11 protein-coding genes are annotated in these 15,260 nt (G+C 68.2%); all 11 read right to left on the bottom strand.

Translation table 11 applies throughout. The features are described 5' to 3' along the window. Window positions 1–107: 107 nt before the first annotated feature. Complete coding sequence (locus DDF67_RS10445; RefSeq protein ID WP_109100838.1) at window positions 108–377, bottom strand: hypothetical protein; 270 nt, start codon at window positions 375–377, stop codon at window positions 108–110. 64 nt (window positions 378–441) lie between these two features. Beyond that, window positions 442–1,533 (bottom strand): DUF2336 domain-containing protein, encoded by a 1,092-nt coding sequence (locus tag DDF67_RS10440; protein WP_109100837.1) that lies wholly within the window; start codon window positions 1,531–1,533, stop codon window positions 442–444. Next, a complete protein-coding gene (locus DDF67_RS10435; protein WP_109100836.1) occupies window positions 1,533–2,294 on the bottom strand; it encodes a hypothetical protein in 762 nt (253 codons plus the stop codon). Before DDF67_RS10435 ends, DDF67_RS10440 begins: the two co-directional genes overlap by 1 nt. 304 nt (window positions 2,295–2,598) lie before the next feature. Beyond that, entirely contained in the window at window positions 2,599–3,357 is a 759-nt protein-coding gene (locus DDF67_RS10430; RefSeq protein ID WP_109100835.1) for an ABC transporter permease, read from the bottom strand. Then, a complete protein-coding gene (locus DDF67_RS10425; protein ID WP_109100834.1) occupies window positions 3,354–4,082 on the bottom strand; it encodes an ABC transporter ATP-binding protein in 729 nt (242 codons plus the stop codon). The genes DDF67_RS10430 and DDF67_RS10425 overlap by 4 nt, the downstream gene beginning before the upstream one ends. After that, entirely contained in the window at window positions 4,082–4,522 is a 441-nt protein-coding gene (locus DDF67_RS10420; protein ID WP_109100833.1) for an endonuclease domain-containing protein, read from the bottom strand. Before DDF67_RS10420 ends, DDF67_RS10425 begins: the two co-directional genes overlap by 1 nt. Before the next feature lie 68 nt (window positions 4,523–4,590). Then, on the bottom strand, window positions 4,591–5,583 hold the full coding sequence (locus tag DDF67_RS10415; RefSeq protein WP_109100832.1) for an ABC transporter substrate-binding protein: 993 nt from the start codon (window positions 5,581–5,583) through the stop codon (window positions 4,591–4,593). A 319-nt stretch (window positions 5,584–5,902) separates the two neighbouring features. Then, the gene (locus DDF67_RS10410; RefSeq protein ID WP_109100831.1) at window positions 5,903–10,129 is read right to left on the bottom strand and encodes an RHS repeat domain-containing protein; all 4,227 of its coding nucleotides are present in this window, start codon (window positions 10,127–10,129) and stop codon (window positions 5,903–5,905) included. Window positions 10,130–10,284: 155 nt separating this feature from the next. Then, window positions 10,285–10,563 carry a hypothetical protein gene (locus DDF67_RS10405; protein WP_146198009.1) on the bottom strand — a complete coding sequence of 93 codons (279 nt, stop codon included), beginning with the start codon at window positions 10,561–10,563 and terminating at the stop codon, window positions 10,285–10,287. Between the two features lie 39 nt (window positions 10,564–10,602). Next, on the bottom strand, window positions 10,603–10,920 hold the full coding sequence (locus DDF67_RS10400) for a hypothetical protein (RefSeq protein WP_109100829.1): 318 nt from the start codon (window positions 10,918–10,920) through the stop codon (window positions 10,603–10,605). Window positions 10,921–10,926: 6 nt separating this feature from the next. Then, window positions 10,927–15,132: an RHS repeat domain-containing protein gene (locus tag DDF67_RS10395; RefSeq protein WP_109100828.1), complete on the bottom strand. Its 4,206-nt coding sequence runs from the start codon at window positions 15,130–15,132 to the stop codon at window positions 10,927–10,929. Between the last annotated feature and the right edge of the window lie 128 nt (window positions 15,133–15,260).

Below are 15,260 nucleotides of genomic sequence, written 5' to 3'. Positions count from 1 at the left end.
ATCGAATAGGGTCGAACCATCCAGGCTGGCCTCCCGCACCAGCCTCCATGTTGAATCACGATCCGCTCAAACCCGGAATCCCCGATTCAATCAAATCCAAGCGCGCTCTAGAGCCGGCGAAAGGCCATCGACCGCCGCCGAGACAGGTTGCGCGGCGCGTCCTTAGGCAGGAACCGCAGGATGAGAAGCCAGGCGAGCGGTCCCGCGCCCGCCAGCAAGCGGCTACCCAGGAACAGCGGTTCTTGCAGCCAGCCCCACAGGGCGTAGGCGAACAGCAGCACCGCAAGAAGTCCGGAGCGAAGGAGCGGACGGTGCGTTTCCCGCCCCCGCGCCATCAGCCATCCGAAGGCCCAGGTCATGGCGAAGAACGCCAGCATGCCAGACCAGCGGCAGCTCAGGAGCCGAAGGAGCTGTCGATCGTCTCCGCCATCGACCGGGCCGTTAAGCCGCCGCCACCGCGCCGGTCGTGCGGCGCAGGCGCCAGAAGCGGATGGTGCGCAGGGCGCTCTCGCGGGGCAGGGCGGCATAGAGCTCGCCATACGCCTTGGCCTTGCCCATCACCTCGTCGGACGGATCCAGGATCAGCAGGGCGAAGGTCAGGAACAGGGCGCGGTCGAAGTCGGCCGCCTTGCAGACCACGGCCAGGCCGTCGAGCTCCTTGCGCTCGAGGATCTTGCGGGCGGTGTGGAAGTCGATGTCGGCCATGTCCGACAGGGCGCACAGGAACAGCGTCGTCTGCCGGGCGCGCAGCATGCTGGCCAGGGCCTGGGGCGTGATGCGGCCGCGCGCCTTGATCAGGCCAAGCTCGTGCATGGCGGCGTCGTAGTCGGCCGGCAGGGCGCCGTCGCGGGCGGCCAGGCGGTTGCGGCCCGCGGCCAGGGCCGCTTCCAGCACCGCCGGGTCCAGCGCCTCGTTGCGGGCCATGATCCGGTCGCGCAGCCGCGCCTCGGCCACGAAGTACATCTCGTTGAGCAGGTCGATCGGCAGGCTCTGGCGGTCGATCACCGCCTCGTGCAGCGCCGGGTTGGCGGCGGCGCGATCGACCACAGTCTCGTGCGCGGCGCGCGACAGTTCTGCGCCCTCGTTGCGGATCAGCACGCCCAGGGTGTCGTCGTCGCCGCGGGCGACGATGGCGTCGGAGACGGCGCTGGGCACGTGGGCCCGGCTGGAGATCGCCCGCAGGTGCTCCTGGCCCTGCGTCTGGGCCACGTGCAGCAGATCGGCATCCGACAGCGGCGCCGCCCCCGACAGGATCGGACGAGCCACGGCGATGCTGTCGGCGGCGAGGTTGCGGGTCAGGCTCGGCGGCGGGGCCGGGGACTGGCCCAGGCGCTCGGCCAGTTCGACACGGACGGCCTCCTCCATCTCGCCGGCCAGCTGGCCCATGACCTGGTCGAACAGGCCCATCTCCACCGCGCCGTGGTCGTCGGCGGTGAAGAACAGGTCCGTCACCCCGCGCAGCAGTTCGCGCCGCTTGGCGCTGGACGGCTCGTCGGCGAGGGCGATCAGGTCGTGCAGCCGCGATTGCAGCATCAGAAATCGCTCTCCTGGGCGGTGGTCTTCTTCTTGCGCGACGCCGAGGTCGAGGTGTCGCGACCGGCTTCCTGCGCGGCCTGGGCCAGCCAGTCGGCCGAGCCGTGCTGGGGCTCGTCATCGGCCGGGGCGGTGGCCACGGCGGCGGGATCCACCGCCATCAGCACCGTGTTGGGCGGACCCGGGGCGGCGATCTGGTCCGGCGTCAGGCCGAACATCCGGCCCACCGAATAGGTGCGCGGGGCCAGGCCCTCGGCGGCGCGGGGATTGGCGTAGGCGGGCGCCGCGGCGACCTGGGCCGGCGCGGGAGCGGGGCGAGGTTGCGGGGGCTGCACCGCCGGGGGACCGCCAGCAAGCTCCGACGACGGATAGACGCGAGGCGCGACGGGCGAGATCGGGGCGGCGGCCACGGGCGGGCTGTAGAGGCTGGTCGGCAGCGCGCCTTGCGGGGCCTGGGACTGCATCGCCGGCTGCGGAACGTAGCGCGGCTGCTGGGGCTGCGGCGGGGCGGGGGCGTTGGCGTAGCCGGCCCAGGCGGCCATCGGCGCGGGGCGCTCCACCGAGCGGGCGGCGGTCTCGGCCGGCGCGGGCGCTGCGGGCGCCTCCACCTTGCCGGCCCAGCCCAGCATCGGCCCGCGATAGGCCGAGGCGGCGGCCTGGGCGCGCGGGCTGCGCGGGCCATAGCGGCTCTCGCGCACGTCGTCGGCGTGCGCCGGAACGGCGACGCTGGCGAGCAGCAGCAGGGGCAGAACGAGGCGCATGCCGGTCCGGACGGAGTTTCTCCAGTCTCGAACCCTTAGCCCAGGCGGCTTAATCCCCGCCTAACGGCGCCACGCGGAAAGTCGAGGATGCGACGTTCTCCCCCTCTCTCTTTGAGAGAGGGAGGGGCCCGCCGCGAAGCGGCGGGAGGGTGAGAGGTTTCACCGTCTGCCGGCAAATCCCCGGCTGTTCCGCTGGGGGATGGGTTGGCCCGGCCTCCCGCGCCTTGTCCTGAGAGGGTGTACCCTCTCACCCTCCCACGCCTTCGGCGCGGGCCCCTCCCTCTCTCCATGAGAGAGGGATTTTTTACCGCCCCCGCCACCACGCCAGCAGACGCGCCTCGGCCGCCGCCAGGGCCGCGTGCAGGGCCACGCCCATGGCCGCCAGCACCGCCAGGGCCGCAAAGCCCCGGGCCGTCTGCAGGCGGTTGAAGCTTTCCAGCATGCGCCAGGCCAGGCCCTGGCTCGAGCCCGAGCCGGCCACGAACTCGGCCGCCACCGCGCCGACCAAAGCCAGGCCCGCGGCCACCTTCAGCCCCTCCAGGATCGACGGCAGGGCCGAGGGCAGGGCCAGGCGCCACAGCCGCTGCCAGGGCGTGGCGCCGTAGAGGTCGAAAAGGCGCGACAGGTCCGGATCGGCGGCCTTCAGCCCGGCGACGGCTCCTGAATATATCGGGAAGAAGGCGATGACGGCGGCCAGCGCCGTAACCGCGCGTCCCGGATGGTCGATGCCGGCCCAGATGGTCACCAGCGGCGCGATGGCGATCACCGGCGTCACCTGCAGGATCGCGGCGACGGGACGCAAGGCGACCTCGACGATGGGCTTCAGCGCCGCGCAGAACGCCAGGGCCAGCGCGATCAGCGCCGCCAGCACCAGGCCCGCCAGCGCCGTCGACAGCGTGCCCCAGGCGCTGAGCGCCAAGAGCGGCCCGGCCTCGACTAGCGCTCTGGCCACCGCCGACGGCGCGGGCAGCAGGTAGGCAGGCACGTGCAGGGCGCGGCAGGCGCCTTCCCAGGCCGCCAGCAGGAAGGCTGTGAACAGGATGGGGGCGAGGCGGCGGGTCACCGTCCGGCCTCCAACAGCGCGGAAACCGCCTCGACCGTCTGGCGGAACGCGGCCGTGGTCCTGAACCCGGCCGGCCGCACCAGCGGTCCTTCGACCGCGACCTCGCCCGCGACGAGCCCCGGGCCCGGCGTCAGCACCACCACGCGGCCGGCCATGTAGACGGCTTCCTCGACATTGTGGGTGACGAACACCACGGCCGGCGACAGCGCCGCGCACAGGGCCAGCACGTCGTCGGCCAGGGCGCGGCGGGTGATCTCGTCCAGGGCCGCGAACGGCTCGTCCAGCAGCAGCAGGCGAGGATCGGTGACGAGGGCCCTGGCCAGCGAGGCCCGCATGGCCATGCCGCCCGAAAGCTGGGCGGGGCGGGCGTCCTGCGCCCCGTCGAGGCCGACCTGGGCCAGGGCCTCGCGCGCCCTGGCCCGGGCCTGGCCGGCCGGCATGCCCGCCAGCTCCAGCGGCAGGGCGACATTGGCCGTGGCGTTCATCCACGGCGCCAGGGTCGGGGCCTGGAACACCACCGAGGTCTCGCCCTTGCCCGCCGCCCGGGTGACGGTTCCGCGCGTCGGCTGCTCCAGCCCGGCCAGCAGCCGCAGCGCCGTCGACTTGCCGCACCCCGACGGCCCCACCAGCGCCACCACCTCGCCGGCGGCCAGCGTCAGGTCGATGGGGCCAAGGGCGCGACCGCGCGGATAGTCGACCTCGATGGCGGAAAGGGACGCGATCATCAATTCTCCTCCCCCGTGCAACGGGGGAGGGGGACCGGCGAAGCCGGTGGAGGGGGCGACCGCCGCTCAGACACAGCCCGGATCCCGCCCATGCGCTCGGCGGCGAGGGTCCACACGCCCAGCGCCACCTCGTCCGGATCCCGCAGAAAGTCGCCGGCGGCGATGCGCATGATCTCGATCCCTTGCGACGCGAGCCATGCGTCCCTGCGCGCGTCATGCCTCGCCTGATCGGCCGTGTCATGCCCCGCGCCGTCGATCTCCACCGCCAATCGCGCGGCCGAGCAGTAGAAGTCGAGGATATAGACGCCGACGGGGTGCTGGCGACGGAGGGGCGGGTCCTCGCCGCGGCGTCGCAGCCGCTGCCAGAGCATGGTCTCGGGCAGGGTCATCTCGCGGCGCAGGCGGCGGGCCCGTTTCAGCGTCAGGACTGGTGAGCGCATGTGCGGCGGTCGCCCCCTCCACCCCTTCGGGGTCCCCCTCCCCCGCAGGCGGGGGGAGGAGAAGGATCTCACTTCGGCAGAAACGCCAGGCTGTAGGCCTGCTTGTAGTCCATGGTCTTGGGATAGACGCCCTGGTCGGCGGCCACCTGGAAGAACTCGGCCCAGCGCTTGTCGGTCATGGCGCCGATGCCGTCCTTGGGCACGATGCCGTAGGACCGCATCTTGTCCCGGGCCTGGTCGAGCAGGTCCTGGGTCATTTCGGGGTTGTCCTTGAGGATGGCCGCGTCGCCGGGCTTCGCATCGCCGTAGAGATAGCTCTTCCAGCCGGCGGCGATGGCGTCGCTGATCGCCTGCACCTGGGCGGGCTTTTCCTGGATCATCCTGTCGGTCACCAGGGCGAAGCTGGCATAGGCCGGATAGCCGTCGTCGGCCAGCAGGAACACCGCCGGCGTCTCCCCGCCCGCCTTCTCGATCAGATAGGGCTCGGACGTCGCATAGCCCTGCTGGATCAGGCTCTTGTCGGCCAGGAACGGGGCGACCGAGTAGTTGTACTTGCGCACCTGGGCGTCGGTGAAGCCGTGCTTGGCCTTCAGCCAGATCCAGAAGGCCGTCACCGAGGCGTCCGACAGCAGGATCGGCCTGCCCTTCATGTCGGCGATGCTGTTCACGCCTTGGCCGGGGTGGGCGATCAGCACCTGCGGGTCCTTGTCCATGTAGGCGGCGACGGCTTTGACCGGCACGCCTTCCTTGGCGAGGTTCAGCACGATGAAGCTGTTGGAGCCGACGCCGATATCCACCGCCCCGGTGGCCAAAAGCTGGGGCACGTTCACCCCGGGGCCGCCCTGGACGATCGAGACGTCCAGCCCGCGCCTGGCGAACTCGCCCGTCGCCACCGCCTGGTAGTAGCCGCCCAGCTCGGCCTGGCCCCGCCAGTCGGTGGCCAGCTTCAGCTTGGTGAGGCCGGGGGCGGCGTCCTTCTTGCCGGGCGAACAGGCGGAGGCCATCGAGGCGACGGCGGCGGCGAGGCCCGCGGCGGTCACGGCGCGGCGCGAGACGGTCATGGAAGGCTCCCCCAGTGTTGCGGCGCGGAGGTTAGCCGCGCGCGCAGGGAGGGGGAAGGGCGGGGGTCAAATACCGCCGGATCCGACGGTCAGCAATCCAAACGAAAGTGCAGACATGGTGAATAGTCCCGCTCCCAAAAATGCTACGGCTTTATTCTCTCTATCCTTGAGGTGGCTCAGCAAAAATATTACAGCTATCGAAATCGGCGAAATGTACAGAAGATTCATCAAGGACATTTTGGAAAAAATAACGGCTATCGCGGTCGTAATGTACATAAAAATTATTAGAGCAATTGGGATCGCTACATGTATGAAAGGTCTAATCATTGCTAATTTGTTCGTCGTAGTAGCATTTTGCGATCTTTGCGGAATTTAGGCCCCATAGAGGCGCTGCGCCAGCCCCATTAAAATATGTCATTTTTCCATCGCCGGTGCCGATTGTGAGGACGCCGGTTACTTTATTGCCGAAAACATCAACGGTTCTTACAGAGTTGATTACGCTTCCGGAGTGAAGTGTGTGATTGGATAGTGTTACGTTTGCTACCGATAGGCTCGGTGCGTAAGCGAAATGCATGACGTCACCCTTGACGATGTTCGCCACGTTTACATTAGTAATGCTTCCATTCGTAACTGGGCGTCCTGTAGCACCTGGTGCTGGATGCTTTTTAATGCAATCAAATACCTCTTCGGCTGAGCATTCAGATCCGATGCAGATTGGGGTGAATACTGCGTAAAAGTGAGGCCACTTATCCAGCATTAGTCGAGTTAGAAGATGTTTCTTTGCGGCAACGACAGTTACGCCGCTTAAGGGTGTTCCCGCGCCAGCCCCGAACGATGCCCTGAAGCCATAGGCCGCCACAATAGCCCTGACGATAACGTCGGACACCTCGGTTGGCTTTTCCTTCTTTTCTCCGGCAAGCCCTAAGGGATCAATTCCATTAATCGGATCGTTTCCCACATAGGCCTGCCAGTTGATCCCATCGCCATACCCGATCGGATCGGTCTGCATGAACCGGCCGAGCGACGGCGAATAGGTGCGGGCCTTGTAGTTGTAGACACCTGCTTCCGGCAGCCAGGTCTGGCCGGTGTACTGGTAACGGCCGAGGTTGCCCGCGGCCGGCACGCCGTATTCGTCATAGGTGTTGATGCCCACGGCCGTACCCACGCCGTTGCTGACGGCGACGACCGAGCCGCGCTCGTCGGCCGCGTACCAGTTGCGGTTGGCCGTGCCGGCGCCTTCGTACCAGGCCAGCGGCTCGTCCATGCCCGGGCCGGGGATGTAGCGGCGCAGCATGCCGCCCGAGCCGTTGTACTCCGCCGACAGGTTCATGCCGTCGTAGAGGAAGTCGGTCGCCGCCCCGCCGCCGGGGCCCTGGGCGCGGAAGATCCGCCCGGCCGGGTCGCGCGAAAGGTTGGCGCCGGTCGAGGTGGCCCACAGCTGGTTGTCGGGATCGTGACCGAAGGTGGTCACGCCGTCCGACTGCAGGTTGCCGTTGGCGTCGTAGCTGTGGGCCACCCCGCCGACCGTGGTGTACTGGTTGAGGCCGTTGCTGGCGTAGGTCTTGGTCGACGAAGCGCCGCCGATGTAGCGATAGGCGTCGTTGGTGGCCGTGCGCGCGGTGATCTGGCCGGCGGCGTTGTAGCTGTAAGTGTAGGTCTGGTCCTGGGCGGTTCCGGCCAGGTCGTGGGCCATGGTGGTCAGGCGCGAGGCGGCGTCGTAGCCGTAGGTGGTGGCCGCGCCGTTGCCGCGCCACAGGGCGGTCCGCCGCCCCAGATCGTCATAGGCATAGGTGGCCAGGACGCCGGGCCCCGTATAGGCGCCCTGCTCGCGGGCCACCAGCATCTCGCCGGTGGTGTGGTATTCGTAGCCCACCCAGAAGCCGTCGGGCCAGGTCACTCGCGTGCGGTTGCCGGCCAGGTCGTACTGGTAGCTCATCGTCCCCTGCGGCGCCGACTGGGCCGTGGTTCGCCCTAGGGCGTCATAGGTCAGGCCGATGGTGTAGCCAGGATACGAGATCGAGGTGGCGCGGCCCAGGTTGTCGTAGGCGTAGCTGCGGCCAGGCCAGCCGCCGGGGCGGGTCTGGCTCGTCAGGTTGCCGTTGGCGTCATAAGCGTAGTCGATCTCCTGGCTGTCGCGCAGGCGGCGCTTGGTCATCCGGCCCGCGGCGTCGTAGGCGTACTGCTCCAAGTCGTCGCCGTTGGCGCTCATCTGTCCCACCGCGGCCTTGGGGAAATAGACGCGATAGAGACGGTCGAAGCCGTCGTATTGAAGTTGGGTTAGGTTGTTCTTGGCGTCGGCGACCCAATACAGGAGGCCGTTGGGCGTATACTCGTAGCGGGCCTCGCGCACCGGCGTGTTCGTGGCCCAGCCGGCATAGGTTTCGGTCAGACGGTCGGCGCTGTCATAGACGTTGTAGGTGATGCGGTCGGGACCGTCGGCGCCTTCGGCCCCGAGCGTGCAGGCCGAGGCGGGCAGCCCCGCGAAGTCCGGCCAGCTTCCGAATGTCGCCGGGTTCATCCGCACGACCGAACAGTTCATGCGGCCGACGGCGTCGTAGCTGTACTGGCTGACGCGCTGAAGCGTGGCGTTCGAGCGAAGGGCCCGATGCGTGACGCGGCCGGCGGCGTCGTACTTGGACAAATCCTGCTGGAAGACGCCCATGGCGGCCCAGTCGGCGTCGGACTGGCTGTTGACGACGCCGATGTCGACGGTGGTGCGGCGGCCGGCGGCGTCGTAGGTGTAGCGGACGGCGCGGTGCTTCAGCGCGCCGCCGCCGTCGGGGTCGGGTCCGACCGCGCCGATCGGGCGCCAGGCCGAGTCATAGCGATAGCGCGTGGTGTCGCTGGATCCGGCCAGGGGGCCGTCCACCGTCAGCACGCCGCCCACCGGATTGTAGGTCAGGGTGGTCGAGGCCCACAGGGTCCCGTCGCCGGCGCCCGAGCCGATCGTCGTCGGCAGCAGGTTGTTGGCCGTTCCCGCCGCGCCATAGGCGTAGGTCGTCTTGATCTCGCTGGCCGTTCCGGCGCACGAGGCGCCGGTGACGCAGGTCGACTGGCTGGTCGGCTTGTAGATCGGCGTCGGGGCCTGGGCGATGGCGCCGCTGGCGTTCTTGTACCAGGCGTACTGCGGGGCGTAGCCGTAGCGCACTTCCGGACGGGCCGCGCCGGCCGTGGGCGCGGGCGCGGTGACGCTCAGCAGGCCGCCATGGGTGGCGTCGTAGGCGTAGTCGGTGACCTTGCCCAGGGCGTCGGTCGTCGAGGTCGGCTGGTTGCAGGTCACCGGACTGGCGCACGACACGGGATAGGTCGCCGAGGTGACGATATCGGCCAGGCCCGATCCAGGCTTGGCCACATGGGTCGTCGAGAGGACGTTGCCGCGAACGTCATAGACCAGGCTGGCGTAGTCGCCCTCGGGATTGGTGAGCTTCGTGGCCCGGCCGTAGCTGTCGTACTCGTAGCTGCGGGTGCGGTTGAGGCTGTCGTTGACCGAGGTCAGGCGCAGCTTGGTCTTGTCGGAGACGTAGGTGTCGAGGTGCGACAGCGGCCCCGTCACCGTCGTCGTGAGCGTCGAGCCGCCGTCGACATAAGCGTAGTTCCAGGTCCCGGTGGCGTCGGTGACGCTGGAGATCTTGCCGTTGGCGTAGGTGAAGGTGCGGTCGTCGGCGGCGCTGCCGGGCAGGCGGATGCGCAGCATGCCGCCGTCGTTGGTGTCATAGCCGTAGACGAAGGTGCGGCTGGCCTGGTCGGTCACGCTCGCCTGGCCGACCGTCTGGCTGTAGGTCAGGCTGGGCCAGTTCTGGGAGAAGGCGCAGGACGCCGCCCAGGGCGAGCAGTAGTCCGTCGTCATGTTGAAGGCGGTGACCTTGGCGACCTCGACCCAGCCCAGCGGATCGACCAGGGGCTCTTCGCTCATGTAGTCGAGGTGCAACTGGTAGCCGGCGTTGGACGTGATCGACTGCAGGCGTGAGATCGGGCTGCGGTTGGGGCAAGGCTCGTCGAGTTCGCCGATGACGCCCCCCCAATCGCATTGCTCGGACTGGGCGTAGTTGTAGTTGAGCTTCACGCCGTTCGGATAGGTGATCTCCTGGAGATCGTTCAGCCAGAACCGGGCGACGACGCCGTCGGGCGAGGTGTAGACGAACTGCGTGAAGTACGGCGCGGTCCCGGTGGCGGTCAGGCTCGATCCGTCGGCCTGGGCGGGCGTGAAGGTCGAGCCCGAGCGAGTGAACACCTTCGTGGTGCTGCCGAGGCTGACCAGGTAGGTCGTCCCGGTGAAGGTGAAATTGATGCTGCCCAGGAAGCTGTCGCGCCAGCCGGCCATCACCAGGTCGCGACGATAGGACAGGCCGCCCGCCGACGGATCGCCGATGCTGATCGAAGGCCCCGGAACGAAAGGACGCCCCGACAGCACGTCGACGCCGCGGGCGTCGACCTCGTAGTTCTCCGGCGGGATGGGCGCGGTCTGGGCATAGGCCATGCCCGAAAGGCAGCTGGACGCACACAGCAGCGCGCTCAGGCGCGCGAGCCGCTTCAAACCAAGACGCATGTGAGCCCCAAGACACCAGACGACGCATTACGCGCGCCCCTCGCGTCCAGGCTGTTATGAAGCGGTGAAGCTTGGCAACCCGGCGTCACCGTCCAGGTTGTGGATAAGCCTGAAATAGCGCGCGGCGCGCGCAGCGAGGCCGCGCGCGCCGCCGCCTATCGGGTCGGCCCGCGCGGCTCATGTTTTCCGCGACGGGCCCTGATCCGTCGCGCGCCGCCGCCCCGCCACCAGCCGACCAGGAGGGCGACCTGCCCGGCGGCCAGGGCCGCCAGGAAGGCGCCTGCCCAGATGACCTGCTGTCGCGTCGTCAGCGAAAACCTGTCGGTGACGATCCAGGCGAGGAAGAGGTTCACGCCTGCGAAGAAGGCGAGAAAGGCCGCCCATCTCCAGAGCGATGGCCCTTTGTCGCCCGCGGCGGTGTTCCCTTTGGTCAAGGACGCGTTCCTACTTGCCGCCCGACGCTTCGCTCAGTCCTATCTGGCCCGATTTGCGTGCCAGATCTGGGCTGGGGGTATCACCAGGAAGAAGAACAGCGCCGCGGCCGCCGCCGCGACGAACCAGTTCCCGCTCAGGAGCGAAAACAGGAGCGTCGCGCCCAGGGCGATCGTCAGGACATGAATGTAGACGACCAGCGCCAGGTATTCGACGAGCGAAAGCTTGGATGTGATGGTCTTCTTACAACCGATGCAACTGATCGAGCAGGTACGCGTGAGGCATTGGCTGGCGCTGAAAGTCTGCCCGTCGACGCCGCATGACGGGCAGGTCACCCTCGTAGAAAAGCGGAATTTCAACCTCGATCACTCTTTACAGCTATTTCCGACGATGCCCGCGACGACGATCGCCGTCGGGTGCTGGTTGGCCGCACTATAGGCGTTGCCATACATGGCCGCCAAGGTCAGCGGCCCGCCGACTTTGGGTGTAGCGAGGGCCGAGATCGCCAGGCCCGTCCCGGCCCGGGCGCCGGCTTGGAAGGGGTACTTCATCGCCCAGGCGCTCGCGATCGGCCCGATCTGTCTTGGGTGTCCCATGGCGGCCTTGCCCGCGTCATACATCGCCTGGTGCGCGTTCACGGCCTGCTGCTGCTTGTCGCGGCCCATCAGGCCGGCCAGTGCGGACACCCCGAGCACGGCGTCGCCCACGCCGTTGGCGTAGCTCGAGATGCCGTCGCCGATCTGCTGGCCGATGCCCTTGTCAGGCATTTCGTTCTTGATCGCGTTGACCGAGATCATCGGGCACTTGGGCTTGGGCTGGGACGTGGCGGATCCGCCCGAGCCGCCTTCACCTCTCGAGCCGCCGACGCCGCCTTCGGTCGGTTCGTAGAAGGTCTTGCAGTATCCCCCGGAAACGCCGATGCCGGCTGCGGAGTAAGGCGCGCAGACCCTGAAGAAGGCCAGGCCCATCGGGTCGATCGCGTTGATCGGGTCGTTGCCGGCGTAGGCCTGCCAGTTGATCCCGTCCTGATAGCCGGCCGGATCGGTCTGCATGAAGCGGCCCAGCACCGGCGAGTAGATCCGGGCCTTGTAGTTGTAGGCGCCGACCTCCGGCAGCCAGGTCTGGCCAGTGTACTGGTAGCGGCCCATGTTGGTGGCGGCCGGCGCGCCGTACTCGTCATAGGTGTTGATGCCCGCCGCGGAGCCCCCGCCGTTGATGACGGCGACGATCGAGCCGCGCTCGTCGGCGGCGTACCAGTTGCGGGCGCCCGTGCCGGCGCCTTCATACCAGGCCAGCGGTTCGTCCATGGCCGGGCCGGGAATGTAGCGGCGCAGCATGCCGCCCGAGGTGTTGTATTCGGCCGACAGGTTCAGTCCGTCATAGAGGAACTGGGTAGCGCCGAGGGCGGGCGAGGCGGCGTGGTAGAGGCGGCCCGCCGGATCATAGGAGAGCGCCGCGCCGGAGTTGGTGTTTACCAGCAGGTTTTCGGGATTGTGCCCGAAGGTGGTCGCGCCGTCCGACTGCAGGTTGCCCCGGAGATCGTAGCTGAGGCCAAGGCCCCCGACCGTCGTGTACTGGTTGAGGCCGTTGCTGGCGTAGGCCTTGGTTCCGGCGGCGCCGCCGACATAGCGATAGGCGTCGTTGCTGGCCGAGCGCGAGACGACCTGGCCGGCGGCGTTGTAGGTCCAGGTGTAGGCCTGGTCCTGCGTCGTCCCGGCCAGGTCATGGTTCATGCTGGTCAGGCGCGAAGCGCCGTCATAGCCGTAGGTGGTCGACACGCCGTTGCCGCGCCACAGCGAGGAGCGCCGGCCAAGATCGTCATAGAAGTAGGTGGCCAGCACGCCGGGTCCCGTGACGGCGCCCTGCTCGCGGGCCACCAGCATCTCGCCGGTCGTGTAGTACTCGTAGCCGACCCAGAAGCCGTCGGGCCAGGTCACCCGCGTGCGGTTGCCGGCCAGGTCGTACTGGTAGCTCATCGCGCCCTGCGGCGCCGACTGACCGGTGATGCGGCCGAGCGCGTCGTAGGTCATGCCCACCGTGTAGCCCGGGAACGACGCCGAGGTCAGGCGGCCCAGGTTGTCGTAGGCATAGCTGGTGTCGGCCCAGGTGGAGGGCAGGTCCTTCGTCAGCAGATTGCCGTTGGCGTCGTAGGCATAGCCAACGACCTGTCCGGCGCGCAGGCGCTGCGTCACCAGCCGGCCGGCGGCGTCGTAGGTGCGCTGTTCGTAATCGGCCGTGTTGTGGGCCAGAGCGCCGACCGTCGCCACAGGGAAGTAGGTGAAGGCCGGTCGGTCGAAGCCGTCATAGGCCAGCTGGGTCTTGTTGTCCTTGGCGTCGATGATCTGGCTGATCCGGCCGTTGACCGTATAGGTGTACTTGGCGTCGCGGACGGTCGCGCCGGTCTCCGAACCGGACCACTGCTCCACCAGGCGGCCAGCCGTGTCATAGACGTTGCGGCTGATGCGATCGGGGCCGTCGGCGCCTTCGGCGCCCGGCGTGCAGGCCGAGGTCGGGGGCGCGCCGAAGGCGGTCGGATTCATCCGCACGGTGGAGCAGGTCAGGCGGTTGGCCGCATCGTAGGCGTACTGCGTCAGGCCATGGGTCGTCCCGGCCGCCGAGGTAGTCTCGCGGATCGGGCGGCCGATGGTGTCATAGGCGGTGTCGCGCTGCTGCAGCACGGTCATGGAGGCCAGGGCGGCGTCGGTCTGGCCGGTCGCCGCGCCGACTTCGACGCGCGTCAGCCGACCGTCGACGTCATAGCCGAAGCGTTGCGCGCGGTGCAGGAGCGGGCCCGAGCCGTCCGGATCGGGGCCGATCACCCCGACTTCGCGGCGGAGCGCGTCATAGAGGTAGCGGGTGGTGTCGGCGCCGGCCAGCGGGCCGTCGATGGTCAGCGGGTTGCCGACATTGTCGTAGCTGAAGGTCGTGGTCGCGCTGAGCGAGCCGTCGCCGGCCGCCGAGGTGACGGAGGTCGGCAGCAGGTTGGCCGCGGCGGTGCGGCCAACCGTGGTCCTGATCTCGTCCGCCGTGCCGGTGCAACTGGAGCCGGTGGCGCAGATCGAGGCGCCGCTCAGGGTCCAGACCGAGCCCACCTGCACCGTCGCGCCCGAAGCGTCCTTCGCATAGGTCGGGGTCTGGGCGTAGGTGTAGCGCGTCTGGGGCCGCACGCCGTTGGCGCCGGCCGGCGCCGTCACCGTCAGCACGCCGCCGTGGGTCGGATCATAGGTGTAGTCGGTCTGGCCGCCCAGCGTGTCCTTGGTCCAGAGCGGCTTGTTGCAGATCTTCAGGTTGGTGCAGTTGGCGTCGTAGCCGGCGCTCACGCTCGATGACGCCAGGCCCGAATTGGGCTTGGGGATGAAGGTCATCAGGGTGACGTTGCCGCGCGCGTCGTACTCGTAGGTCACCGCGTCGCTTTCCGACGCCGTCGCCCTGATCCGCCGCCCCTTGGTGTCGTACTGGTACGCCATGCCCGTGAAGGCGTTGTTCATGTCCGATATCACGGTCACCGTGGCCAGGCCCGAGACCACCGTCCGAGTCTCGCCGGTGGGGCTGGTGACGGTGGTCGTGCGCAGGATGTTGCTGGTGTTGTTGAGGTCGCTGTAGCCGTAGGTCCAGGTGCTGACGCCGTTCGACCAGGTTTTGACGCGGCCGCTGGCGTCGTTGACGATCGTGGTCACCGCGCCGGACGGCGCGGTGATCGTCGAGGTCTGGTTGGCGGCGGTCTTCAGGTCGTAGGTGGTCGCGCGGCCCAGGGCGTCGGTGACCGTGCCGCCCGAGATCGTCACGCTGGGCCAGGTCTGGGTGAAGTTGCAGGCGTCGGCGGTCGGCGCGCAGTAGTCGACGGCGTTGTTGATCGCGGTGTAGCCGATCGGCGTGCGCCAGGCGCCGGCGTCCAGGGCCGAGACGATCTGGCTCTCCGAGCCGCCGTTGAAGCCGTAGGTGTACTTCAGCTGGTAGCCGCCGCTGCTGGTCACCGACTGGATGCGGTACATCAGCGGGAAGGCGGGCCCTCCAGGGCCGGTGCCCACCACGGTCCTGACTGCGCGATAGTGGATCGTCTCCACGTTGCCGTCCGGCATGGTGATGGTCGACATCAGGGCCAGGGTCGGCGTGCCGGTGATGTTGTGCGCCATCGACGTCAGGTACCGGATCTCCAGACCGTTGGGCAGGGTGTAGGTATAGACGCCGTTGGCCAGGGTCAGGGTCGAGCCCGTGCCCTGGTCCGACGTGTAGACGCCGTTGGCCAGGGTGAAGGTCTCGGCGTTGGAACCGGCGAAGATCCGGACGCCATTGCCGCCCGGCAGTACCTGGCCGATGTAGCCGTTGCTCAGAACGCCGCCCTTGCGCGTCAGCGCAAGGCCGCCGGCTTCGGGCTGGCCGATCGAGAGCAGGGTCTCCGACAGGTTGAACGTGCCGCTCATCAGGTCCACGCCGCGTTCGTCGATCTCGGTGCGGATCGGCGGCAGCGGGGCGGCCGGGAAACTTGTCTGAGCAAAGGCGACGCCCGAAAGGCAGCTGGACGCACATAGCAGAGCGCTCAGCCGAGCCGCCTGCTTCAGACCGATGTACATGAAAACCCCACACGCCAATTGGGCGCGTGACGCGCCCGATACCCGCTCAGGCTGAGCAGAAATGGTCACGCTTCGCAACCCGGGCGCGAACTTTTAGCTGTGAAAAGTCGGAGTAATAATTTTTGGGT

Source organism: Caulobacter endophyticus, from assembly GCF_003116815.1.
In the GTDB taxonomy this organism is placed as follows: domain Bacteria; phylum Pseudomonadota; class Alphaproteobacteria; order Caulobacterales; family Caulobacteraceae; genus Caulobacter; species Caulobacter endophyticus.
Note: the sequence above shows the minus strand (reverse complement) of the source record. Positions and strands in the feature narration are given on the sequence as shown.